21 protein-coding genes and 1 pseudogene are annotated in these 24,791 nt (G+C 47.1%); 18 read left to right on the forward strand and 4 right to left on the reverse strand.

What is annotated here, in order from left to right; all coding sequences use genetic code 11:
- The first annotated feature begins 100 nt into the window (after positions 1-100).
- Complete coding sequence (locus tag D328_RS31470; protein WP_018884360.1) at positions 101-415, forward strand: CGNR zinc finger domain-containing protein; 315 nt, start codon at positions 101-103, stop codon at positions 413-415.
- 161 nt (positions 416-576) lie between these two features.
- On the opposite strand, the gene D328_RS0107490 is transcribed toward D328_RS31470, so the two are convergent.
- Positions 577-2,133, reverse strand: a complete 1,557-nt coding sequence (locus tag D328_RS0107490) for an esterase/lipase family protein (RefSeq protein ID WP_018884361.1) — start codon at positions 2,131-2,133, stop codon at positions 577-579.
- A gap of 304 nt (positions 2,134-2,437) precedes the next feature.
- On the opposite strand from D328_RS0107490, the gene D328_RS0107495 reads away from it, so the two are divergent.
- Positions 2,438-3,817, forward strand: coding sequence for an amidohydrolase family protein (locus D328_RS0107495; RefSeq protein WP_018884362.1), 1,380 nt, complete (start codon positions 2,438-2,440; stop codon positions 3,815-3,817).
- 144 nt (positions 3,818-3,961) lie between these two features.
- On the opposite strand, the gene D328_RS0107500 is transcribed toward D328_RS0107495, so the two are convergent.
- A complete protein-coding gene (locus D328_RS0107500; protein WP_018884363.1) occupies positions 3,962-4,552 on the reverse strand; it encodes a TetR/AcrR family transcriptional regulator in 591 nt (196 codons plus the stop codon).
- Between the two features lie 291 nt (positions 4,553-4,843).
- Between D328_RS0107500 and D328_RS0107505 the strand changes: the two genes are divergently transcribed.
- The 6 genes from D328_RS0107505 to D328_RS0107530 all read left to right on the forward strand — a co-directional run bounded on the left by D328_RS0107505 (position 4,844) and on the right by D328_RS0107530 (position 12,082).
- Positions 4,844-5,611: an SDR family NAD(P)-dependent oxidoreductase gene (locus D328_RS0107505; protein ID WP_018884364.1), complete on the forward strand. Its 768-nt coding sequence runs from the start codon at positions 4,844-4,846 to the stop codon at positions 5,609-5,611.
- 408 nt (positions 5,612-6,019) lie between these two features.
- Complete coding sequence (locus tag D328_RS0107510) at positions 6,020-7,105, forward strand: hypothetical protein (protein ID WP_018884365.1); 1,086 nt, start codon at positions 6,020-6,022, stop codon at positions 7,103-7,105.
- 96 nt (positions 7,106-7,201) lie between these two features.
- Positions 7,202-8,185 carry a tyrosine-type recombinase/integrase gene (locus D328_RS0107515; protein ID WP_051091116.1) on the forward strand — a complete coding sequence of 328 codons (984 nt, stop codon included), beginning with the start codon at positions 7,202-7,204 and terminating at the stop codon, positions 8,183-8,185.
- Positions 8,121-9,644, forward strand: a complete 1,524-nt coding sequence (locus tag D328_RS0107520; RefSeq protein WP_018884367.1) for a hypothetical protein — start codon at positions 8,121-8,123, stop codon at positions 9,642-9,644. Before D328_RS0107515 ends, D328_RS0107520 begins: the two co-directional genes overlap by 65 nt.
- Positions 9,645-9,744: 100 nt before the next feature.
- Positions 9,745-10,638: a glycoside hydrolase family 43 protein gene (locus tag D328_RS0107525; RefSeq protein WP_018884368.1), complete on the forward strand. Its 894-nt coding sequence runs from the start codon at positions 9,745-9,747 to the stop codon at positions 10,636-10,638.
- A gap of 367 nt (positions 10,639-11,005) precedes the next feature.
- A complete protein-coding gene (locus D328_RS0107530) occupies positions 11,006-12,082 on the forward strand; it encodes a DUF3900 domain-containing protein (protein ID WP_018884369.1) in 1,077 nt (358 codons plus the stop codon).
- Positions 12,083-12,348: 266 nt separating this feature from the next.
- On the opposite strand, the gene D328_RS0107535 is transcribed toward D328_RS0107530, so the two are convergent.
- Positions 12,349-13,278, reverse strand: a complete 930-nt coding sequence (locus D328_RS0107535) for an L-lactate dehydrogenase (RefSeq protein ID WP_018884370.1) — start codon at positions 13,276-13,278, stop codon at positions 12,349-12,351.
- A 397-nt stretch (positions 13,279-13,675) separates the two neighbouring features.
- On the opposite strand from D328_RS0107535, the gene D328_RS0107540 reads away from it, so the two are divergent.
- The 10 genes and pseudogenes from D328_RS0107540 to D328_RS0107585 all read left to right on the forward strand — a co-directional run bounded on the left by D328_RS0107540 (position 13,676) and on the right by D328_RS0107585 (position 23,234).
- Positions 13,676-14,947 (forward strand): YCF48-related protein, encoded by a 1,272-nt coding sequence (locus D328_RS0107540; protein ID WP_018884371.1) that lies wholly within the window; start codon positions 13,676-13,678, stop codon positions 14,945-14,947.
- Between the two features lie 157 nt (positions 14,948-15,104).
- A complete protein-coding gene (locus D328_RS0107545) occupies positions 15,105-15,290 on the forward strand; it encodes a hypothetical protein (RefSeq protein WP_018884372.1) in 186 nt (61 codons plus the stop codon).
- 187 nt (positions 15,291-15,477) lie between these two features.
- Positions 15,478-15,897, forward strand: a complete 420-nt coding sequence (locus tag D328_RS28545) for a DUF2500 domain-containing protein (protein ID WP_018884373.1) — start codon at positions 15,478-15,480, stop codon at positions 15,895-15,897.
- Between the two features lie 122 nt (positions 15,898-16,019).
- The gene (locus D328_RS0107555) at positions 16,020-16,769 is read left to right on the forward strand and encodes an SDR family NAD(P)-dependent oxidoreductase (protein ID WP_018884374.1); all 750 of its coding nucleotides are present in this window, start codon (positions 16,020-16,022) and stop codon (positions 16,767-16,769) included.
- Between the two features lie 292 nt (positions 16,770-17,061).
- The gene (locus tag D328_RS0107560; protein WP_018884375.1) at positions 17,062-18,174 is read left to right on the forward strand and encodes a TIGR04053 family radical SAM/SPASM domain-containing protein; all 1,113 of its coding nucleotides are present in this window, start codon (positions 17,062-17,064) and stop codon (positions 18,172-18,174) included.
- Positions 18,161-19,597, forward strand: a complete 1,437-nt coding sequence (gene hemG / locus D328_RS0107565) for a protoporphyrinogen oxidase (RefSeq protein WP_018884376.1) — start codon at positions 18,161-18,163, stop codon at positions 19,595-19,597. Before D328_RS0107560 ends, hemG begins: the two co-directional genes overlap by 14 nt.
- Before the next feature lie 74 nt (positions 19,598-19,671).
- A pseudogene (locus tag D328_RS30005) lies at positions 19,672-20,029 on the forward strand (winged helix-turn-helix transcriptional regulator).
- Between the two features lie 276 nt (positions 20,030-20,305).
- A complete protein-coding gene (locus D328_RS0107575; RefSeq protein ID WP_018884377.1) occupies positions 20,306-20,728 on the forward strand; it encodes a cell wall hydrolase in 423 nt (140 codons plus the stop codon).
- Between the two features lie 262 nt (positions 20,729-20,990).
- Positions 20,991-21,386 (forward strand): spore coat protein GerQ, encoded by a 396-nt coding sequence (gerQ, locus tag D328_RS0107580; protein ID WP_407667784.1) that lies wholly within the window; start codon positions 20,991-20,993, stop codon positions 21,384-21,386.
- A gap of 519 nt (positions 21,387-21,905) precedes the next feature.
- Complete coding sequence (locus D328_RS0107585; RefSeq protein ID WP_018884379.1) at positions 21,906-23,234, forward strand: hemolysin family protein; 1,329 nt, start codon at positions 21,906-21,908, stop codon at positions 23,232-23,234.
- A 316-nt stretch (positions 23,235-23,550) separates the two neighbouring features.
- Here the strand turns inward: D328_RS0107585 and D328_RS0107590 are convergent, their stop codons facing one another.
- Complete coding sequence (locus D328_RS0107590) at positions 23,551-24,783, reverse strand: aminopeptidase (RefSeq protein WP_018884380.1); 1,233 nt, start codon at positions 24,781-24,783, stop codon at positions 23,551-23,553.
- Positions 24,784-24,791: the final 8 nt, after the last annotated feature.

Raw genomic sequence — 24,791 nt, forward strand, 5'->3', positions numbered from 1 at the left:
GGTGGACAACATGCGGGGCTTTAGGGAGTAGCTTCAGCGGACGGCTCATCGTTTAGCTGATGGTGACTTATTAAACGAAGAAGATCGTGAGTGGCTGAATTTGATCTTGGCCAAGGGTTCAGTCTACCGCAGGCTTGATCTAGATCAGAGTCAGGAGGAGCAACCGAAGGTACGGCTCAAGCTGATTGCTGTGCAATCTAGCTGGCAGCAGGTTATGGCTGAAGTTGCTGCTGATTTTATACAGACAATCGTGAAGGGAGAAGGGAGTAGAATACGGTTCTGCGATAATCCTGACTGCCTCTGGGTATTTTATGACGATACACGCAGTCGCACCAAAAAATACTGTGATGATAAAATGTGCGGAAATCTGATGAAGGTGCGCAGGTTTCGGGAGCGTCAGAAAAAGCAAACCTAGTCGGAGAGAAGAAGGCTTGGATGGATATGGAATATGAATATGAGCAGAAATAGCCTTCATGTATGAAAAAAAGGACAGATGCTGGCATCCGTCCTCTTTTGCTTGTGAACTATTCCAATTGTAAAGAAACGAAGAAACGATCTATAAGAATTCAATCCTACTTACAATCCGAATTGGCGTCCATCCTCGTCAACGTACAACGACTGTACGATGGTGCGACGGTAAGGGAAGCCCTTCTCCGTGATGCCTTCTGTCTCTATTGTTATGCTGTAGATTCCCGGTTGGCTGATTGTAGACAGCTTAAGCCCCGAAGAAGATGTATGTACTTTGTCTGAGAGGGAAGGGGATAATAGCTGGGATGCACTGGAGTCACTAGGATTACCATAGTAGTAGACACTATACGTAACATCGGTAACACTGGCTTGTCCTTGCTGTTGCAGCTTGATTTCAGATCCAGAGGACTTCAGGCTGATCTTGAAATCTTCAACACGATTGAACTGGGCGACCATCAGATAAGCACCAGCATCGGAAGTGGAGGCAGTCAATTGATAGGTCCCAGGTTCAGGCTGCTGCAGCACTGCCGTATGGTGCCAAGCTCCCTGGAATACCTCAGAGTCCTGATAGACATCGAGTTGAATGCTCTTGATTGAGCCGTCGGGCTGCATTAATTCCAGATTCTTCAGCGGTTGATCATTGATCCAATCCAGTTTGACCGTGTCAACTCCATCTTCAATCATAAGCGTCTGTGATGCTTGTCCATCATGCTTACCACCACGAATGAAGAAGCTGCTAGAGGATGGGGAGGCAGACGAATGGATTACACTCTGGTCATATGTGAAGCTAGAAGAGCTTAGCTGCGCAGGTTCTTTTTGCTGCAAATAAGGAGATAACAGAGAATATACATGAGAGCCAGTACGAACGGTGGAATGATTCCAGGAGCCTACACTAATCATGCGGGCATGTGGCAAATATGAGTTCTGCACGGTCACGACACCATCGTTGTCACCGAAGGATGATAAATATAGGCCACCCAAAAAATGCGATGTACTGCCAGAGGACCAATTGTTGCCTGCGAGGGTATAAAAGGGAACAGCTTTGCTAGCACTTAGACTATCTGTCTGGGAACGGAAGGATTTCATATATGAGGTCTGTACGGAAGCAGTACCCGGACTTTGTGAGCCGATAAGCTCAGCCAGCCAGCCGGCCCAACTACTGTATGCGAGGTCTGCCAGCTGTGATCCGTGATGGGGGCTACCAAGGGTAATGACACGCTGTACATAAGGTGCTGCATCGTAATGTACGATGGCAGCCTGTGTATCCACGCCACCTTTACTGTGGGCCACAATAATGAGCTTCTTACCGAAATGCTTGCTAATCTCCTTGATCTTGTCGGCTAGCAAACGGCCATTGTCCCACATGCTTTGCGATGTTCCTGTAATGTCATACAAGTTGATAAAAGCTGTCTGGTACCCGTTGCTATGGAATTTTTCATACATATCGTTGTTCTCGTACCATACACCTGCACTACTGTTCAAGCCATGCACGAATAAAATGGCTGGCTTGGATGGATCAATTCGATCAGGTGGTGTTCCTTCCGTCCAGCTCCCAGGTACACCTCCCGTATTCGGATTTGTTGGTTTGCCGGCTTGCACCGGTACTGCTGTGATGCTGTAAGTGAGCAGAGCAACAAGCAACAAAGACATCCACTTTTTCATCATAATCTTGAATCTCCTTCCATAATTTATCATTTCCATGCTATTTTAGCACGTTTATTGAATGGAAAGTATATATTTTAATGCAAATTTTCGTTAAATATATTACCTTTTGTTAAATGTTGTTATCATGACTGTCGAAGGTTGGCATATACTGTGAAATTTAAATATTTACTGAATATTAGTAATTTGATACAATAAATACAGATGCATACGAATATGCGAAATAAGTAATGAATAGTGCGGTAATAACATCAAGAATACGTATGGCATCTAACGACCTAATATATATGTTAGGAGAGGATGCGTTATGGAAAAGAAACAAGGCTATCTGCTCAAAAATGGCTGGGTGCTTACGATGGATTCGAAGCTAGGGGCATATCGCAAGGCTGATGTTCTCATTCGACATAAGCGAATCGAAGTCATTCAGCCGAATGTGAAGCTTGATGATGAGCATGTGGAAGTGATTGATGCATCTGGTATGATCATTACTCCAGGCTTCGTGGATACGCATCGGCATGTGTGGGAATCTGTCGTGCGGACTGTGGGCACCAACTGGTCACTGCCAGTCTACTTACAAAATCTTTACTACGGCGCTATGGGAAGCAAGCTTCGCCCACAGGACAGCTACATCGCCAACTTGCTGGGAGCATTGGAAGCGCTTAATGCTGGGGTTACTACGTTAATGGACTGGAGCATGCCGTATTCGCCGGAGCATACCGATGAGCTGATTCGTGGACTGCAGGATTCGGGGATTCGGGCAGTATTTGCTCATGGTGTGCCTGGTGAGACGGAATATTGGAATCGGGACAGTCGCTTGACCTATTCTGCCGATCTCAGGAGAGTGTCGGAGCAATACTTTTCCTCGAAGGATCAATTGCTAACGTTGGGTCTAGCGATCCGAGGACCTGAATTTAGCCATTGGGATACGACGGTGGAGGAGATTCGGCTTGCACGTGAACTGAATGCAATTTGTTCCATGCATGTTGGTTTTGGTAGCTGGGGGAGTCAGGACCATTCTATCACTCGTCTTCATGAAGCTGGTCTACTCGGTCCGGATATTAATGTAGTGCATGGTAACACAATGAGTACAGAGGAGTATAAGTTGTTAGCCAGCAGCGGTGCCTCGTTATCCGTTACGCCAGAGGTTGAGATGATGATGGGTCATGGCTACCCAGCTACTGGATTTTTTCTGGAGCAGGGAGGGGAACCAGCACTAGGAGTGGATGTAGTCACTTCCACAGGTGGGGATCTGTTCTCACAGATGAAATTCATGCTACAGGCAGAGCGTTCTAGAGTCAATGAGCAAATTATAAGTAGCGGAGATATGCCAGGGGAGCTTAACCTGTTGTCAGAGCAGGTGCTTCGTGCTGCTACAGTGACTGGCGCCAAGGCGCTGGGGCTGGACCGTTCAATCGGTAGTCTAACTCCTGGAAAAGAAGCTGATCTGGTGCTGATCCGTACGTCGGATCTTAATATGTTCCCGGTACAGGATCCCATTGGTGCTGTAGTGCAATTTGCCAATCCATCCAATGTGGACACGGTGTTCGTGGCAGGCAAAATGGTAAAGCGTGGGGGACAACTGCTGCATGTGAATCTTCCAAGCGTGCAGCAGCAAGTGCTAGCCAGTGTAGAGTATTTGAATTCGCAATATCGGTTAACGGATGCTGAACGCGTAGTCTACACTTAAGTTCTAACGGTAGTTATATTAGTCGGTATTAAGCCAATTGCAGCTTGCAAAGGATACTTAAAAATTACAGCTTAAGCTTGAACAAGGCTGCCAGTTCGCTGGCGGTCTTGTTCTGTTATGCCTACCGTTAAGGACCCTTACAATTCAATTGTTTTTAAATTCGATAACATCAATATTATTGGTCACTTGAATCAGCGTTTGCTCTGCCATATAAGTTGCTGAATATTTAAAGCCACTCTCTGCCCAGTACATAATTACACCTACACAGGCAGACATGCGGTAGCTTAACATAATCTCGTAATCAATGGCAATACCAGCAGCGTCCATTTCAATGTGCATTTCTTTTCTCATTGAATTTCTAAGTAGATTGTAGATCGCGTTACCTAACTGGTTATTTACTGAGAGAAGTACAAGGAATTTATTTTTATTCTCTTGGATATGCTCGAACAAACGCAAAGTGGACGGATAGATCTGGTTCGCTAGTACACGCTCCATTCCTTGATAGGGTTCTAATAGAGCTTGTTGAACGCCCATTAGAAATTGTTCTTCAATTTCCTTAAGCAGTTCCTCTTTTCCTGCATAATGATTATAAAAAGTTCCCCGATTGTAATCTGCCCGTGTCGCGATATCCATAATGGTAACGGCTTCGTAACCATTCTCAAGAACGAGTTCAATAAATGCTGTCTGTAAGGCTTGTTTTGTTCTCTTTGTTCTTCTGTCGTTCTGATCAAGCATGATATTACTGCTCCCGTCTCTTCTTAAAGATGTAGATCGCATATGTTTATGTCATTATAACATTCGAATCGGACTGTACCCAAATGGGAATACTTAATGAATCAACATCATTACTACAAATGTCCAAAATCAATCATTAATTCAACATTGTTAAAGTGTTTGTTCAATAGATGACATTTCAATGAATAGTGATTATTGTCATAGATAAGTGGCAGGTGTATGATGAGGTAGAAATATAAGTTAGTTACTATAATTTAGTTACAGTATTTTAAAAAAAGGGAGCGATATATAATGACTCAATCTCAAGCTAAGACAGCGATTATCACAGGTGCTGCTGGAGGAATCGGAAAAGAACTTGCACGTCGTTTCGCAGAACGCAAGTTGAATCTTGTGCTGGTCGATCTAAAAGAGGAGCAAATTCAGTCCGTTATTCAAGAGCTGGGGCTTAATGAAACCAACTCACTTGCCGTAGCAGCTGATGTGTCCAAAGAAGAGGATGTACAAAACTACGTTAATAAAGCAGTTGAGAAATTCGGTACAATCGATTATTTTGCCAACAATGCAGGGATTGAAGGTCCAATGGGGCCAATCGAAGAACAAAGTGTAAAGGGCCTGGATCTGGTATACAACGTGAACGTTCGTGGCGTCTTCCTTGGGCTGCACTATGTAATTCCTGTAATGAAGAAGCAGAAGTCTGGAGCCATTCTGAATACCTCTTCGCTTGCAGGACTTATGGGAGCACCAGGGATGTCTCCCTACATTATGTCCAAGCATGCGGTGATCGGTCTTACTAGAGTAGCTGCCAATGAACTGGCTTCCTTCGGAATTCGTGTAAATGCTGTTCTGCCAGGTACCATTGCGACACGTATGATGGAACAGATTGAAGCCAATTCGGGTAATGCAGAAGAATTCAAGGCGGCAAATGAAGCAGCGACTCCGCTTGGCCGATATGGTAAGCCAGAAGAGGTAGCAGCGGTTATGAACTTCTTGCTTTCTGATGAAGCCTCTTTTGTAACGGCATCACTCTATACCGTTGATGGTGGTATGGTGGCTCAATAAACATATTCAATACGATTGTAAATTAAGATTGTAAATTAAGATTGCAAGGATAAGATGTTCAAGCAGGAAAAGAGAGGTTCGAGCCTTCGGGTTCGAACCTCTTTTTTTCTATATTCACGCAGTAACACACATCTAGCATAACGATTAAAAACTGCGTATAATATAAATTATACGCAGTTTTTGTTTAAAACCATTTTCATTGTATAGAATGGACAATTATCCATCTTGATTTGTGGCTAATTCCAGCAAATTTATGGGACTATATTCCTGATTTTCCGAAGACGGACAGGACTCTGGACAAGTGATTGCGAAATGCTATGGAAGGAACTCCGAAATGTTACAACTGAACCTATGAGCTGAATAAAGTAGTAGAAAAAGATAGAGGCATGTCTTGAAGGAGGAATACATATGATGCACCATAAGACACTTAATATTCTGGATGGACAGGGAGAGATTTCGACACTTGCTTTTGCAGACTCAGCACCTCTGTCTTCATCGGTCTTGATGATTCAAGATGCTGCAGGTCATTCGATAGCTGGTAGCAGCGATAAAGGTGTTATACCCGTGGACCCACATCAGCACTTGCTGGAAAGTCGAAAGACGGTTGTAGTCATGGAATATAGCAGGGAGGCGGCAAGCCCCGACTGGGCTGAGATGGCTTATGGCTGCGAGATCGGTATTCATCAATATCAGCTTGAGCTTCCACCGGACTGTCATTTTATTCTGGGTGAGGTTGACGGATTGGAAGAAGAGCTGGCTATTCGTTGGGAAGGGATGCCAGCGGGACAACATCAGATTCGAATTGGGCACTACATGAAAACGCCACGCATTGCCGAAGGAGAGCTGACATCGGAGCAGTCAGAACTGGTCAAATATGCTCAGGTAATTACGATATACATACATGTATCTCCTTTCGATGCAGAGCAGGATGCCGGATTGTACTCGAAGAGCCAGCATATATTCGATTCGTATGGCAGCAGTGGGTTTATTCTCGCTGATCTGCCGCGCATGCGTGAGCGTGTTCGTCAGGAGTTGGGTGAGGGCAAGCTGGACCTGCTGAATGCTTTCGGTGAAGGCGATTTGGCCGATCGTCTGATGGAAGAAGGCGTGATGTCGATTGTATGGGGCCTGACTCCATGGTGTTATTCGATATTCGGGATGTCTGACAAGAACTTAACAGCACGCCTTCCACTTGAAGGCTTGCCTGTACAGACAGGGATCTATCGCATCGCTGCTGACCTCAAACATTTGAGTGTTATCCCTGTAAATGCCCTGCGTAACTGGGAAGAATGTGCGGAGCTCACTTGGCCTGAATTATTAATAGAGGGAGCGGGCAGCACGCTACGGCTGGAGCTGTATCTGACACAATGTCAGTCTATGAACGGGCTTCATGAGAGCCCACTCCCTTATTTTCTAGCACGGCGCTCAGAGCAACAGACCAATACGATCGTTCCTTTGGTTCAGGTTGATATTCTGGAAGAGGCAGAAGTATAGCGGTCACTTAAGCTCACATCAATAGCTACTAAGCTGAGATTCAATGGAAAGCTATACTTGCGTATTTTGAATGGGAAGCAGCAGGTGATTCTTGGGATGATGACAATCGAAGTAACAGAGCAATATGCTGATGAGCTGGAGGCTTTTCGGATCTGGCTAAGAGATGCTGGCTACACCTCCTACACGGTCCGATCCTATACTGGTGATGTGCTTGAATTCCTGAATTCCCTGGAGGGAAAGTCTTTGGCGGAAGCCAAAAAACTGCATGTGCTCTCGTATTTGAGCCGGGCGCGTGAGCGAGGCATCAGTGATGCGACACGGAATCGTAAGCACGCCGCTGTGCAATGCTTCTATAAGGCACTCATTGAGCTGGAATTACTGACAACCAATGCAGCTACAGGCATCAAGAAGGCAAAGACCGTCAAGCATCAAGCGCCCGTGTATCTGGATGAGCAGGAGCTGGAACGCTTTTTGGGCTCGGTGAGTGGGAAATATCGCATGCGCAATCTGGCTATTTTTCTGCTGATGGGGTACATGGGGCTGCGGGTCGGTGAGGTGCATGCCCTGAACCGTAAGGATTACAACGCTGATCGGCTTACATTACAGGTATTCGGAAAAGGGCGCAAATGGCGCACGTTGCCTGTACCCAAGGTAGTGGGAGACATTTTGCAAGCGGCTATGGATGACAGACTTACGCCCTGGATTGCGAAGGAGGACGCCATGTTCGTCTCACAAAAGGGACGCAGGCTATCTATTCGTGGCATTCAGCTGATTGCAACAGAGAGCTTCGAACGTTTTCAGGCACATCTGCCAGAAAGTCAGCGGCTATCCTATTCTAGCCATAAGCTTCGGCATTCGTTCGCGACGATGCTGCTGCGCAAGGGAGCTGATCTAAGGACAGTGCAGGAATTGCTTGGACATGCCTCGATTCAGACAACTACAGTCTATACGCACGTTACGAATCGCGAGAAAGAGCATGCCATGAATCAATTAATGATTCCGGAGGTATCATTTTATGAAACTAATTCATCCTCTAGAGGCGGCAGAAAGTCTGATGCAGGATTTGGAGATTCCCTCTGAGTATACCTTAATGAGTGCGGAGATAATACGCAATTCCCAGCCTGATGAGCTTCCGTTGTATAAGCTTGAGCTGCAATGGACATTCCCGGAGATTTATGATGCGATTACGAAATATGACAGAAATACGGAAGAAAGAATGAAGGCGGCGAAGACAAACGATAATGTCGATCAAGGAGAGCACGTAACGGGCGAATTTGAGACTGAACTGGTAAGCAATAGAGCGATTTATGCAGAGATGGATGCGGTCACAGGCAGGCTGATCTCATTGATCCGCCATGATCTGAAGCCTGTCTTGAATAAGCATGCCTTACCGAAGTCAGCGGATACGGACATGGACGAGGCCACATTCAACAGACTGCTACATCAGCAGCTGGATTGGATGGAACGGATGAAGCTGAATATTCGGACTGATGAGATGCTGCTTCAGAAGGCAGTTATCAAGAATGATGGCGGCTATCGCTTTTGCTTTGGTAGACAGCATCAGGGAGTTCGTGTCAGTAGCTACCAGACGATAGATATGGAATGCAATGCTAAGGATGAAGTCATACAATGGTTATGTAAATGGGATGACTGCGAGTTCGAAGTGGCTGAGCAGACACAATCCGTTGATGCTGTCTTGTCTAGTGCAGGTGCCGATGCCCTCTCGCTCGGTTACATCCTTCTGGTATCCAAGCAATACCCTTATTATGTATGTCTTGGAGAAGGATATCATGCAGTTAGCGGTGAGCTGATCTTTCGAGAGAAGGCTCAGCAGAGGGAGATGATCCAGCTGAATCGTAACGCAAGTGCGGAAGAAAATAAGGCTTATTTTCACCTAGAGCTAGACTCAGAGCAGGAGCAAAGGCCGGTCTTTGCTGAGGAGCACTACGAGGCTTTGAAGCTGGCAGCAGGAGTTACAGAGGTTGACCCATATGCTCCTCATCCATTTGCACCTTTTATCTCCGACGATGAGGTTGTTCAAGCTAAAGCTGCTGCTGTCTCTTATCTGGAACAGCAATATGCCAGTGAGCCTTATGAATTTGCTTTTCTGGAGAATACGGAGCAGAAAGCCGTCGAAGCCATGCAGGGTCATCAGCTACAGGTCGATGTACATCGAGTGCTGCATGGAATTGTATTAGGGGGCGGACGAATTCGTATGGTTATCGACCGGAGCAGTGGCAGGGTAACTCACGCCATAGATGCGTTGGAGCTGCAACAGCTATTGGATATGGACGCAATGTCAAAAGAGGTCACTTTAGCTGGAGTAAGCGGCGGCCGTGAGAAGCAAGGTACGTTTCTTATAGCTGAGCGATCACTAGAAGAGGCTTGGCGAGTGATGAAGCCACATATTGATGTAAGGCTATCATATCGAATCCAATATAACGGTCCGCTGGCTGCACCAAGAGCAATTCCGATCTACACGTTAGCCTGTGATCAATTGTTCAATGCCGTGACAGGCGAGATCGTCAGCTTACACTGAGTTCCCCTATATTGCACTATTGAGCTGGTTTAATATGGCTCTACAGATGTGGCTCTAACTGCATTTCTCTCATTGAAATCGCTCACAGGAGGTATTTACATTGTTAAAAACCAAGCTGGAACAGATTCATTTCCGTGATCCGTACATTTTGACGTCACCTCAGCGTGGTAAGTATTACTTATATGGCTCAATTGGTCAGAATGTGTGGGAAGGTCCTGCCATTGGCTTTGATGTCTATGAAAGTGAAGATTTGCTTCACTGGCAGGGACCGAGGGAATGCTTTCGCCCAGCAGCAGATTTCTGGTCGGATCGTCATTATTGGGCGCCGGAGGTTCATGAATGGGCGGGACGTTACTTCATGTTCGCCAGCTTCAAGGCTGAAGGTGTATCGAGAGTCACTGGCGTGCTGGTAGCAGAACAGCCTGAAGGCCCGTTTGTTCCGTGGTGTCGTTCGCTGACTCCGCCAGACTGGGAATGTCTCGACGGCACATTATATGTGGACGAGCAGGGAGAGCCATGGATGATTTTTTGTAGAGAATGGGTGCAGGTGGAGGATGGAGAAATGTACGCCGTACGCCTCAATACGGAGCTGAACGGTACGATTGGTGACCCTGTCTTCCTGTTCTCGGCATCTGAAGCAGTATGGTCCGTCGGCACTGGAGAGCAGCGTAATCGTTATGTTACGGATGGCCCTTTCCTCTATCGCATGGAGAACGGGGAACTGGTCATGTTATGGTCGACGATGGGGCAGGAAGGGTATACGATGGGTCTTGCGCGCTCGCAATCAGGAAGGCCGACAGGACCGTGGACGCAGGATGATATTCCACTATTTGCCAAGGACGGGGGACATGGCATGCTATTTCGTACGCTATCAGGTGAGCTAGCGCTTACGATTCACTCGCCGAATATTCACCCGGATGAGCGGCCCGTGATCTTCTATATCCAGGAACAAGCTGGACAACTGCGGCTAATGGACAATTTACCAAATAAATAAGTATGATTCTATATGAATGACTATGAACGACTATGAACGATCATGAACTAGCTCAAGCATGGACGTAGCTTAAATCACAGCCGTTTGAGCGAAATAAAGCCACGAGCGCCAGCAGCGTAACCGTGGCTATTTTGTTGCAGGAATGATTCTAACATGAAGCTGACATAATGTTGAACAATCAGTGCTTAACGATTTTTTTAACATAACAATTATTATGTAAACCAAATTCGATAAGAAAGCTATTTTCCAATTTAAGTAAAGTTCGAAAGCAGCAGTTCGATAAAGCTGTAGACAAATGTAGGCGGGTACCTCTTTTGCAATGAGAATGATATAATAACCCGTACAGATCGAGAAGGAGAGCGCATGAATGAATTTTACAGTGGAATTTTTGTCTTTTTTTGTGATACAGATCGATGGTAAGGATGGTCAGGGTGGTAAGAATTATAAGCACTATGCCACGATGGACGATTACGATTATGAAGAGAGCGATGTGAAGAAATTCCTGGATGGGGAATTCAGCCGGATCAGCAAGCGTAAGGTAGAGAAGCACCCAAGCACTGAGCAGGCACCTACCAAGATAGGACGCTTCATTGTCGAGCCGGAGCATGATCTCAGTAGCAATCCGAATTTCAATATGTTTGCCCGGTTGAGAGCTGCATCGGATAAGGAGAACTTCAAGAACGCCTGTGATGATCTGGTAAGGATGTATCTGGACACCAGCGCTGTCCGCGGTGGGGCACTGATTGTCGTCCAAGCCATCATGGGGACGCATTCGGATGATCGTTTTATTTTTGTACTGAAATGTGATTTCGAGCCCAAGATTGCACGCATCTCAGAAAGCAAGCTCGTGTCCGAAGTAGAGATGGCGATATCTGCTCGTAATATGAAATCTATCATGTATCCATATCTGATTGAAGAGGGGATGCTGGACGAGTGGGAGCTGAAGATTCATCAATCCTCTCATGCGCGGTATTTTGAGGATTTCTTGAAGTTCGTGACCTACGAGCAGTCCATGCCTGAGATCGTCAACGAGCATGTGCTGGGCTTCGTTCAGGACTATGTGGAGACACGCTGGCCTGATGCGGATAACGAGGAACGTCAGCAAGAGGAGCGTGAGCTAGAACTGTGGGCAGGTAGCGAGAAGAGGGACCTGCAGGAGAAGTGGGAACCAGTTCAAGTCATGGAAGCTGCTGAGCGCATTGTGGAGCTGAAGCCAGAGATGGATATACGCTTCAAGCTGGATGATACCTCAATACGTGGCTTGCTCGCAGACTTTGGCGTGAAGCTTCATATTACCCGACTTCATGATCGCTATGCACTCATTCTGGAAGGCGATTCATTCATGTTCGATAAGTCCTACTCTCCTATAGAGCTGCTGCAGCCAGAGGATTTTTCCACCGTGGCACAGCGCCTGCAGGCCAAGCGCAACGATGAAGAAGAATAGCGGGAGACCGAGCTATAATTAACAGACTATTTAAGAAATGCATACCTTATTATGCGAATAGTTGAGTTAGATAAGAGTAAGACCCGAGTAAGACCTGAACAAGACCTGAACAAGACCAAATATAACCGCCCTTATAAGCGCTGGCCCGGTAGGTACATGGCAGCAGCTTGCAAGGACGGTTAGGTCAGGTTAGGCATGTGTTTTTGTTAAAATATTGTGTATACGCTTTCGCGTGAGTAAGCTTGATAACTATAGATCAAGCTGAATTAAAGGTCCAGCTTGGAGATCTGATCCTTCAGCTTATTGGCTGAGCGCTGGAATGCATCCTTTTCAACGTCATTCAGTGGCAGATCCAGAATCTCACGCACACCATTATGATCTACGACACAAGGTACGCCCAGATACACATCGGATACGCCGTTATAGTCAGTCAGCAGGGTAGACACATTCAGCACAGATGCTTCATCACCCAGAATCGCTGCGGTAATCCGGTCCAGAGCAAGAGCTATGGCATAGGAAGTAGCTCCCTTGGCATCAATGATCTCATAGGCTGCATTTTTGGTATTTTCAAAAATCTGCTCTTGATCCGCTTCAGGGATGTCAAGTGGAGTACCTGCGACATTCGCGAGGCTCCATACAGGCAGCTCCGAATCTCCATGCTCACCAATGATGTGAGCGTGAATGCTACGCGGGTCGATTCCTTTATTGAGTCCAATAAGATAACGGAAGCGAGCGCTGTCAAGCAAGGTTCCTGAGCCGATGACCCGCTCCTTGGGCCAACCGCTTAATTTCCAGGATACATAGGAGAGGATATCCACAGGATTCGTTGCGATCAGCAGTATACCGTGGTCGTTCACCTTTGTAATGTTATCAATGATTTCTCCAAAAATGGATGCGTTCCGCTTAAGCAGATCAATGCGTGTCTCACCAGGCTTCTGGGAAGCTCCGGCCGCGACAATGATAATATCTGCATCCCGGCAATCCTCGTAGGTTCCGGCCCATACCTTAACCCCACCGAGGAATGGCAGGCCATGATTCATATCCAGCATTTCACCACGGGCTTTTTTTGCATTGACATCAATGAACACCAATTCGGACATTCGCTGCCGCAAGAGCAGGGTGTAACCAGTGGTTGTACCCACAGCTCCCATGCCGACAATGGCGACTCTACTGCGTTTAAAGGGCTTCTGATTCATCAATGATCATCTCCTTCCTGAGATAAATGATGGACATGCTTATACCCATCATTAACCATAATCGCTTAAGATCATATAAAATTCAAGACATTTCTCCAAGTGTGTCACAAAAGCAGAGGCAACTTGCACAAAAGTGTGCGTCTATCAGCTTTATGCTATAATAGGCACTTGAGATGGTGGCTTTGGTAGATTCATTCAAATTTACTTACATTTGATCCAGTCAAGGTACTAGTATCGTAGAAGTTACATGATTTTATTCAGAGATACATATTGATGCATTCAGAAAGTATGCGCTGTACGTTGATTTCTATAGAAGACAGACAGATATGGAGTCCTATCCTATTTAGAAGTCATATCTGTTAAACAGCTTGTCTCGGCAAAAGGAGGACACCTTACGATGAAAAAGTCATGGCGAGTATGGACAGTGGCCTTCACCCTACTCACAGGAATGACTCTCGTCTCCTGTACGTCTACGGAGCCTGATTCGGTTGTCATGCAGACACCTACCCAGCCGGCTCAAGAGGAAGGACAGACCATCACGATCATTCCTACGGATCAGGAAAAAAATGGCGTGGATACGACCAAATATCAGATTCAGACGAGATTAACTGATTTCCATCTATTCGATGGAAACAGTGGCATAGCCTGGGGCGTCACTCGCAATGCCCTTAGACTCTACTATACGCATGACGGAGGCGTCACCTGGACGAATATCTCCCCATCGGAGAACATTCCTTTTCCTGGTGAGCTCCATTACGGAACAGAGATTTTATTCGCGGATGCCCAGAATGGGTGGATTGTCCGTCAGGCTTGGGGGTCTGCTGATACGATTGTGCTTCGTACCTCTAATGGGGGGGAGACCTGGAATATAGCTGCATTACCCGATTCGGGGACCGTTGAAGGCATTCACTTCACAGATGCGTCCAATGGATGGATTGCTTCTGAGCTAGCTTATAGCGGCAGGATTCTGAGCAGAGCGATCTATCGAACGACTAATGGAGGAGCCAGTTGGAGCAGACAAATGACGAACCCGAATGTAGATGGACAGGTTGTCAATAACGTTAGTGAGCTATTGCCTTTGATGGGAGAAGTTACAGGTATTCATTTTACGGATGATGAGCATGGCTTTGTCTCGATAAATGTGAATAACAGGCCACGTATCTACAATACGTCAGACCAAGGCCGTAGCTGGGCTCCATCAAAGGCTGTCGAGACCCCGAATGCCTGCTCAGCCCCGGAGAATGGAGCGCCGCAGTTCAGAGACATCCGTGATCCTGACGGCTGGATGCCTTTGCAATGTGATAAGAACGGCTACATAAGCTACAGTGGCTATTTTACCGCGGACGGTGGGCGCAATCATTGGCAGTATGCACAGCTGAATCTGCGTGTACCAACGGGAATGGCTTCTACCGTACCTACTTTTCTCAATGACAGGCAGGGCTGGGTCTTAGTCGGCCCAAGCGTCTATTACACCGAGGATGGAGGCAAGGTCTGGACTTCCCTCGGAGCTAACAAGGTACTGCTTGATATGTTGGAGAAGTACCCGGAGCCTGTAAAAATGCGATTTGCCTCCTCGAAGGTAGGCTGGCTGTTAATTGAGAAGGCAGAGGATCGCAAGTCCCTGTTGATGCAAACCATCGACGGCGGAAGAACGTGGAAAGTGCTATAGATGACAGCTTGATTGACAGGAAGTCAGTAAATATCCAGCGGATATTACTGGCTTTTTGTTTTTTAATTTTAAATTTTCGGTTTCTTGTGAAATAAATCACAATATAATCGACTTACTGCTGTTATACTTAAGCCATAAAGAACAAGGAGTGATTACAATGAGAAGAAACGAAAATGGAACGGTTGATATGACACAATATTTCCTGCAATTCTGCTACACATGCCAGGACGCACATGAGTGCATGACAGAGGAAGAATGCAAAGAGTGCGCAGAAAGATACGCCATGGAGACAGATGCTGCGAACGATGAGACTCGTCACTTGCTACAAATGGTGCACGCTTAACATGTCTCTCGAAATCGTCGCTTCTCCATCCTTACTATTCATAAGCCCGTAAAAAAGAACCTCTGCGACCTAGCGCGAGGTTCTTTTTGCTATGCTTGATCAAGATATAAGATCTCTTGCATATACTCTTCTTAGCAAGCTTTCACATGTCGGGCTGCAAGGGCAATGGGCTAGGGAGGGGATCGAAATGGGATTTGAATCATTGTGGATGTTTGATTGGCTCGGTACGGTATTGCCGGTCTTTTTTGCAGTTGTCCTTGGAATCGTCATTCTCTCTATTGTCAGGGAGGCCTTGTCGTGGAATCGCAATCGGCAGCAGCCTGTTTTGACGGTCAATTCGAAAATTGCTGCACGCCGCACACATCTGAAGCAGGTGCACCATGAGCCTGAGGCTCCGCATACGATTACAGTCTATTACGTAACCTTTGAGGTAGAGAGCGGTGATCGGCTGGAATTTCAGCTGTCTGGAGAAGATTATGGGATGTGTGCTGAGGGGGATGAAGGAGAGCTCACCTTTCGAGGAACGAAATTCTACAGCTTTGAGCGTCGGCACCGAACGATGAATGGATCAATGGGTGGACATTCTAGTGGTTCCACTGCAGGCTAGAATATGACCTCCGGAAGTGAGCTTCCGGGGGATTTTTCTGTTTTTGGTGGAATATCGTTTCTGCATGCTGTTAATCTGTTTGATATATAATAGGATGTTGTAAGACGAGGAGGCAGATCAGGATGAGATTCGTGGAACAGATCGTGGTTGTAACTGGAGCTGCACAGGGGATTGGACTAGCCTTGGCTGATGCATATGCCCGGGAGGGGGCGAAGGTTGTCTACGCAGACGTGGATGAGACGAATGGGGCTGCAGCAGCCGCTGCTGCGCGGAATCAAGGTCAGGAAGCCATATTTGTTCGCTGTGATGTAAGCATTGAACAGGATATAATTGACCTCTTCAAGCAGGTTCAGGAGGAATACGGTACGGTCCATACGCTGATTAACAATGCTGGTGTATCTGTCTGGAAATCTCCCTATGACTTGACCGTAGAGGAGTGGGACCGGGTGATGAATACTAATGTCAGAAGCTGCTTCATCGCGTCCAGAGAAGCGGCCAAGCTCATGCGTCATAACCAGACAGGGGGAAGTATCGTGAATATGGCCTCCACACGAGCAACAATGTCTGAGCCAAGCAGTGAAGCCTATGCGGCTTCCAAGGGGGCAATGGTTGCGTTGTCCCATGCGCTCGCAGCCTCGCTGGGGCCGGACCAGATAAGAATTAATTCCATCAGCCCAGGCTGGATCGAGACGGGAGACGAAGCAGCGCTGCGTCCTGAGGACCATAACCAGCATCCAGCTGGACGAGTAGGAAGACCTGCGGATATTGTGCGGGCTGCCTTTTACCTGACAGATCCGGAGAATGACTTCGTGACAGGCGAGAACATCGTTGTTGATGGGGGAATGACCCGGAAGATGATATATGTACCATAAATGAATGAACTATTATGAAAATATTAGCTTGAAGTATGAGTACTAAGCAGATCCTTTCCGAAGGATTTGCTTTTTTTTTCGTTCAGTTGAACTGCATCTGGGTATGGATTCGTGTCTCAGCTGTGAGGATAGGCAGTCTGTACTGTGAAATAGGGAAGTCCCTTATAGCTCCAGTCTGACATTACCGCCTAGAATTAAATAGTACCGAGTTCGGTGAGGGGTGGAGCCAGCCATCATGCCGACTCCTTGTGCGGAATGTCGTGACTTATGATACACGAAAGGGTGTACACAGATGATATCCTTGGATAACACACGTAATTATGAGAAAGATCCTTTTATCGTCATTTGGGAGGTGACTCGGGCTTGTGCCCTAAAGTGCCTTCATTGCCGGGCGGAGGCCCAATATCGACCAGATCCGCGCCAGCTTTCTTTAGAAGAGGGCAAACAATTATTAGATCAGATCGCCGAGATGAATCATCCTCTGGTGGTCTTTACGGGCGGTGATCCGCTCATGCGTCCTGACCTGTTCGAGCTTGCCCGCTACGCGATCGAGGAGAACAAGCTATCTGTTTCCATGACGCCAAGCGCGACGCCCAAGGTCACACGGGGGGCTGTAGAGAAAGCAAAAGAAGTAGGATTGTCACGCTGGGCCTTCAGCCTCGACGGATCATGTGCAGAGATTCACGATCATTTCCGGGGCACGCCAGGCTCTTACGCAACTACTATGAAGGGCATTGGTTATTTGCAGGAATTAGGGATTCCGATCCAGGTGAATACGACCGTCTCCCGATATAATCTTCATGATCTGGAGAAGATCGCAGAGCGCGTTCAGGAGATGAAGGCTGTGCTTTGGAGCCTGTTCTTCCTGGTACCGACAGGCCGGGGAATGATCAAGGATATGATTAGTCCAGAGGAGCATGAGGCGGTCATGAAGTGGATGCAGGCCAAGCAGCCACAGATGACTTGCGGAATCAAGGCTACTGAGGCTCCACATTACAGAAGAGTTGTGCTGCAGGCTAGCAGGAATGCAAGTGATGCTCCCTTGGCTGCTGAACGCAAACGGCCAGATCTGCTAGGGAGAGCGCCTAAGGGAGTGAACGATGGAGATGGGTTCGTATTCATCAGTCACATTGGAGAAGTCTATCCTAGTGGTTTTCTCCCTGTCGTGTGCGGTAATGTCAGGGAACAGTCTCTGTCTGATATCTATCGCGGATCGACTATTATGAGAAGCCTCAGAGACAAGACGCTGCTCAAGGGCAAATGTGGTGTCTGCGAATTCAAGCAGCTATGCGGCGGGTCAAGAGCCAGAGCCTACGGAATTACAGGAGACTATCTGGAGAGTGATCCGTATTGTGCATATATACCTCAGAGATGGAGGGACACAGGTGTCAATGAAGCCAATTGATAAGAAAGTAGTCATTTTGGGCGGAGGAATCAGCGGCTTAAGTGCGGCGTTCTATGTGCAAAAACTAGCCTTGGAAAGGCAGCTTCCCGTTGAGATCACCATCGTAGAGAAGAGTAAGCGGATGGGGGGCAGGATCGAGACACTTCACCGACAGGGCTTTGTGCTGGAAAAAGGGCCTGACTCTTTCCTGTCAAGAAAGACCGCCGTACTGGATTTGTCGAGAGAGCTCGGGTTAGAGGAGGAGCTGGTACCTACCAATCCACAAGCCAAAACAGCGTATATTCTTCACAAAAATAAGCTTCATCCGATGCCTATGGGCTTTGTACTGGGGATTCCTACCAAGCTTACTCCGTTCATCCGCACGGGTCTGATTTCCCCGGCAGGCAAGCTGCGTGCGGCCTTGGACCTGATCCTGCCGGCTCGTAGGGAGAAGGAGGATGAGTCACTGGGAGCCTTCATACAGCGGCGCTTGGGACAAGAGGTGCTGGAGCACATCACAGAGCCACTGCTGTCAGGAATCTATGCGGGTAATACACATAGTCTTAGCTTGAATGCAACTTTTCCGCAATTCAAGCAGATGGAACTGATGCATCGCAGCCTGATTAAGGGGATGGCTAAGGGAAGTGGGAGTAGGCCGAGCACGAACCAGGGACAAGGCGGACAGAGTGCACAAGTAGCCAAAAGCATGTTCCTCTCCTATCGTGGAGGTCTCTCTACACTGATAGAGCGACTGAAGGAGCGGCTTCATGCTGCACAATATATGATAGGTCAAGGTGCTGTTGCTATTCAAAAAGAGAAGCAATATCATGTAGTGCTTGAAAATGGGCAGCAGCTTGAGGCAGATGCGATTATCTGTGCTGTGCCAGCCTACGAGGCAGCAAGGCTGCTAGCAGAGGTGCCCGGGGCCGACTGTCTACAGGATATTGCCTATGTCTCTGTCGCTAATATTTCGCTTGCTTATCGCAAGAAGGACCTGGGTGTGGCGTTTGAAGGTACAGGCTTTCTTGTCCCGCGCAAGGAAGGCAGAATGATCACTGCCTGCACCTGGTCATCTACCAAATGGAAGCATACTGCTCCTGAGGATTACGCGTTGGTTCGCGCCTATATTGGCCATGCCGGCGCTCAGGATTGGACACAATGGACCAATGAAGAGTTGGTCGAAGCAGCCCGCCGAGACTTACTAGAATTGACAGGATTGAAGGCCGAGCCGATGATGGTTGAGGTAAGCCGCTGCAACGAGGCGATGCCACAATATCCGCTTGGACACTTAGAGACTCTAAAGAGCTTGAGGGATACGCTGGCAGAGCGCCTGCCTGGGATATGGCTGTGCGGTGCCGGATATGGTGGTGTTGGCATCCCAGATTGCATCGCTCAAGGCAAGGCTGCGGCCGAACAGCTACTGGCGGCATATACAGATATGTAAGATGTATAAGGCATATAGAACATATGGCAGGATGGCTTACCAAAGAACTCTATGTGCTATGAGCTTTGATTATTGTGTCTAAAATAAATGAAGATGGATTTAGTGAAGATTGCAAGAAAGATCATAGAGAGGTGTATGGCATCGCCTATACTAAAAATACTTTCAGGACGTTGGAAGCATCTTATTCTTTGGTTTTTAAAGTTTAACCCTCGTCGATATAATGAAATTAAGTCTCGTCTATGGGGACTTTCGCAAGGATCTCTTACAAAACAACTTCGTGAATTAGAAACGGATGGCTTAATTAATCGAAAAATTTACCCAGAGGTACCTCCGCGTGTTGAATATTCATTAACATTAAAGGGAGAGGAGTTAATTCCCATTATTGATTTAATGGAAGAATTTAGGGAGAAGTTTGGGGATAAAATAAATTAACCCAAATTGCACATCCTAAATTAATGATGCCCGTCAGAAAGAAGCATCGTCAGTCTAGAACTTTACTTTCTTCTGACTTCTGTGCAATATGTATAGCTATGCATAGCGTACATCCATACAACCTTGTAACCGTTGAAGCCCTACTGTGTAGGGCTGTTTTTGCGTTAAAATTTGCGATCCCAAGCTGAGGATAAATTTTTTCTGAAGCAATAGTCACAACATGGGCGAATGTACAATACGATATCATGTGCAAAAGGAAGAAGAGGAGGGCTGAAGTTGGCTGTCATTAAAGCAAATTCGGAGGATGTAAAGACGCTGGCCCGTCTCATGAGAGCCGAGGCGGAGGGCGAAGGCGAGCAAGGGATGCTGATGGTAGGGAACGTCGGAGTCAATCGTATTCTTGGCAATTGTTTGGATTTTCGGAACATCCGATTGATGAATGACATGGTATTTCAGAGCCCGGGCGGCTTTGAAGCGACCCAGAAAGGTTATTTCTACCAAAGAGCCAGGGATCGTGACATTCGTCTGGCCCAGCGTGTCATCAATGGAGAGAAAATCCGCCCAGCGGGCAACGCGTTATGGTTCTTTCGGCCAGCAGGAGAATGCCCTGGGACCTGGTATAACCAGGAAAATACCGGACGCTACAAGGCGCACTGCTTTTTCCGTCCTACTGCTGAGGACTGTCCAGCCGTCTATTAGTCTGCAACTGTACTTAACGCCATGAAGTAACAACATGATTAACAGCATGAAGTAACACGATGAGGTAACGCCGAGACGTATTAACACACCGTATCTTCTTATTGTCTGCAATGCCATTTTAGTTCGACAGAATCAAGGAGGAATCACGAATATGTATCCACAAGCTTTTCAACCGACGTTCTTTCCACCTGTTAGCGGAGTATCTTATCCTGCAAGAATGGCAGCCCCCAATTCGCCTAACATGCCTATGGTAAGTCCATCCATGACAGGTATGCCTAATTCCCCGATGATGGGGGGCATGATGGGAGCTTCGATGGTTCCCCCGCAGGTCAGCAGCGGAAGCGTAATGACGCCGTCCGGAACCGTTGTGCAGACACAGACACCTCAATTCGAGCAATCTTATATTGAGAACATTTTGCGTCTGAACCTGGGAAAAGTCGGTACCTTCTACATGACCTATGAAAATAACAGCGAATGGAATGCGAAAATCTTCAAGGGTGTGCTGGAGGCAGCTGGACGTGACCACATCATCATCAGCGATCCCAAGACGGGTGTTCGGACGATCCTGCTGATGGTCAATCTGGATTATGCTACCTTCGATGAGCCGCTAGTATACCAGTATCCTGGAGTACAGGGGAACCCGCCTACACGGTTCTAGTCCATCCAGCGTGGCTCGATTGTGAGGATGCTGTGAACATTACATGAAAATATTGTATCCTATCCTCTGCGAAAGCAGAGGATTTTTGCTGTATATGGAAAAAAAGTGAAACTGACGGACAAAACGTCGCAAAATCGGGCATTCAGGCCCTTTAATAGCTGAAAACAGCCGAAATTTGGGTGAAAACAGCTTCTCATCCAGTTTTGCAGTGATAGCTGACTGTTTCGTTGTGTAGGGTATATCTATATAATTAAGTATAAGTTTTTACTTATGCTGCGCATGTTGCATCAATCTTGCGAGTGATATCCCATCAGCAGTAGGTAGTGGAAAGCGTCTTGTAACGTCTACATAAGCTACCCCTGATTGATACATTCGAATTATTATGCTATGTGCCGATGTGAAGAGAGGAGTGGGCCCATTGGGGAGTTGAAGCTGCAGTCTGCAGGAAGTCCGGTATATGTGCAAACCATTCGAAGGAGGTGCACCTGGCTGCTAATCCATTGGTGGTCAGGGAATTGATTGAGTAGTGACCCTTTACCCATTATATTCAATATTTTTGCAGTGTTTTTCTTGGTGCTGCTGAACGGTTTTTTCGTATCTGCAGAATTCGCCATGGTCAAGGTGAGAGGCAGTCGGGTTGATAGTCTGCTGGAGGCAGGCAATAAGAAGGCTGTATACGCATCACAAATGATTCACAATCTGGACGGCTATTTATCTGCTTGCCAGCTTGGTATAACATTAGCATCCCTAGGACTCGGCTGGATTGGGGAGCCAGCCATCGCAAGTCTCATTGAACCTGTATTCGCAGCTGCCGGACTCGGTCCGATCTATGTGCATGGCGCTGCGATCATAGTAGCTTTTATCATCATTACCATCATGCATATTGTACTTGGTGAGCTTGCACCCAAGACATTGGCGATTCGAAAATCGCTTACGATTGTACTTTATTCTGCGATGCTGATGACCTGGTTCTATAAGCTTATGTATCCTTTTATCTGGGTACTGAATGGGCTGGCGAATCAATTGCTCAGGTTGTTCCGCGTCGAACCGGTAAGTGAGCAGGAGGAGTCTGTTCACACGGAGGAAGAAATCCGTATACTGATGAAAGAAAGTAATAAGAGCGGTCTAATCGATAACACGGAATTGGCGCTTGTTGATAATATATTTGATTTTACTGATACGACAGCGCGCGAGATTATGATTCCCCGTACAGAAATGATCTGTCTGTATAGTCATCTATCGGCGGAGGAGAACTTGGAAATTGCTTCAGATAACATGCGGACGCGGTACCCGATATGCGGTGAGGATAAGGACCATATTATTGGCTTCATCCATATCAAGGATCTGCTGCGTGACAGGTCGCTGGATACCCGAACAATGATCCGACCCATCCTGGCTGTCCCCGAATCCACACAGATTAGTAGCTTGCTGAAGCAAATGCAGCGGAGTAAGACACAGATTGCCATCCTGATTGATGAATATGGAGGCACCTCTGGTCTGGTAACGCTGGAGGATATCATGGAAGAGATCGTCGGTGAAATTCAGGATGAATTCGACCATGAGCGCCCGCCACTAGAGAAAATAGGCAAGGATGAGTTCTCTGTGGATGGCATGATGCTTATCGAAGAAATGAACGAGCGCTTCGATCTGGGTCTGGATAGTGAGGATTATGATACGATTGGAGGCTGGATGTACTCCCGTATTGAAATGATTCCACCCGACCCCGGGCAAAGCATCGCGTTCAATGGCTTTCTACTGCGTGTAGCGGAGACGGAGAATAAACGAATCTCGCGCATTCACATTTCCAGACTAGAAGATGAGGTATTGCTGGAAGAGGAGGGCGCGTAGCGCAAACGCAAACGGTCTTCATTTTGGTGTAGCTTACCTATTTGATATATCCAAATGCTCTTATCTGTGGGCTAATATCTAAGAGCTAATATCTAAGAGCTAATATCCAAGAACTCTTAACTAAAGTGATCTTATCTAAAAACTTAAAGAGACCGGTACAAGGTATTCCTTGTCCGGCCTCTTTGCAGTATGTGTGATATTTACTGGTAATTTATACGGTGTTGTGCCTGAATCGCACATGGTTCAAGTATTAACATCATGTGCCTGCATCAAGTCTTTCAACATCATCAGACAGTGACTTACCGTGCGGTTAGATCTAGATCGCCCAATTGCCGTCGCGGAATACGGCTTCTCTAGTGCCATCGTGGTTAATTCCATCGATGTTCATCTCGCCTGAACCGACCATGAAGTCTACATGCGTAAGACTGCTGTTCAGACCATTCTCCGCAAGCTCCTCCTGAGTCATCTTCTTGCCACCATTCAGTGTGAAGGCATAGGCACTCCCAATAGCCAAGTGGTTGGAAGCATTCTCATCAAACAGCGTGCTGTAGAACAGCAGGTTGGACTCCGAGATAGGAGAATGATGAGGAACCAGCGCCACCTCACCGAGGTAATGGGAGCCTTCATCAATCTCAACCAGACTCTTCAGAGTCTCCAAGCCTTGTTCTGCTTCTACCTTCACGATCCGCCCATTCTCAAACGTAATTGTGAAATTATCAATAATGTTACCACCGTAGCTAAGTGGCTTCGTACTGGATACCTTGCCGTTCACACCTGTCTTCAGCGGTGCAGTGAACACTTCCTCTGTCGGCATGTTCGCAACGAACAAGTTACCTTGTTCATTCTTGCTATCTGCAGCAACCCACAGATGCTCTTTCGGCAGCTCAATGGTAAGGTCAGTACCAGGAGCTGTATAGTGCAGCTTGTGATACTTCTTGGCATTGAGAATATCCGACTTGGATTGAAGGTTATCCATATGAGCCTGCCAAGCCGTAACCGGTTCTGGCTGGTCAACACGAACCATCTTGAAGATGGTCTCCCAGAGTGTATGTATGCGTTCTTCAGCAGGAAGATCCGGGAAAATCTTCTCAGCCCACGCTTCAGAAGGTACGGCTACGATCGACCAGCTGAATTTGTCAGCCTGCTGATAGGCTCTGTACTTGGCCATAGCTGTAGCCTTGGCCCGTTGGGCAGCGGTAATGCGGTCCTGCTTGATGCCAGCCAGCAGATCGGGGTTATCCGCAATGACGTGCAGTACAGCAGCGCCTTGCTCAACTAGCTCGGTCATCTCTTCTGCATGCCACTTCGGTGGAATGCTAAAGCTATCGTCTGGAGCCAACTCGTAGTACAGACGGGTGACCGCCTCGTCGGACCAGATCACCTTCACATATTTGGAACCCACTTCGTAGGCTTTCTTGACAATCAAGCGAACGAATTCCGCTGCGGAAATCGGTGCATTCACGACCAGGGTCTGTCCTGGCTGGACATTAACACCTACGCGAACGGCGAGCTCTGCATATTTTTCTAAATTTTGCTCAAAATCAGACATATGTTCTT

It is taken from the genome of Paenibacillus massiliensis 2301065 = DSM 16942, from assembly GCF_000377505.1.
Lineage (GTDB): Bacteria > Bacillota > Bacilli > Paenibacillales > Paenibacillaceae > Paenibacillus > Paenibacillus massiliensis.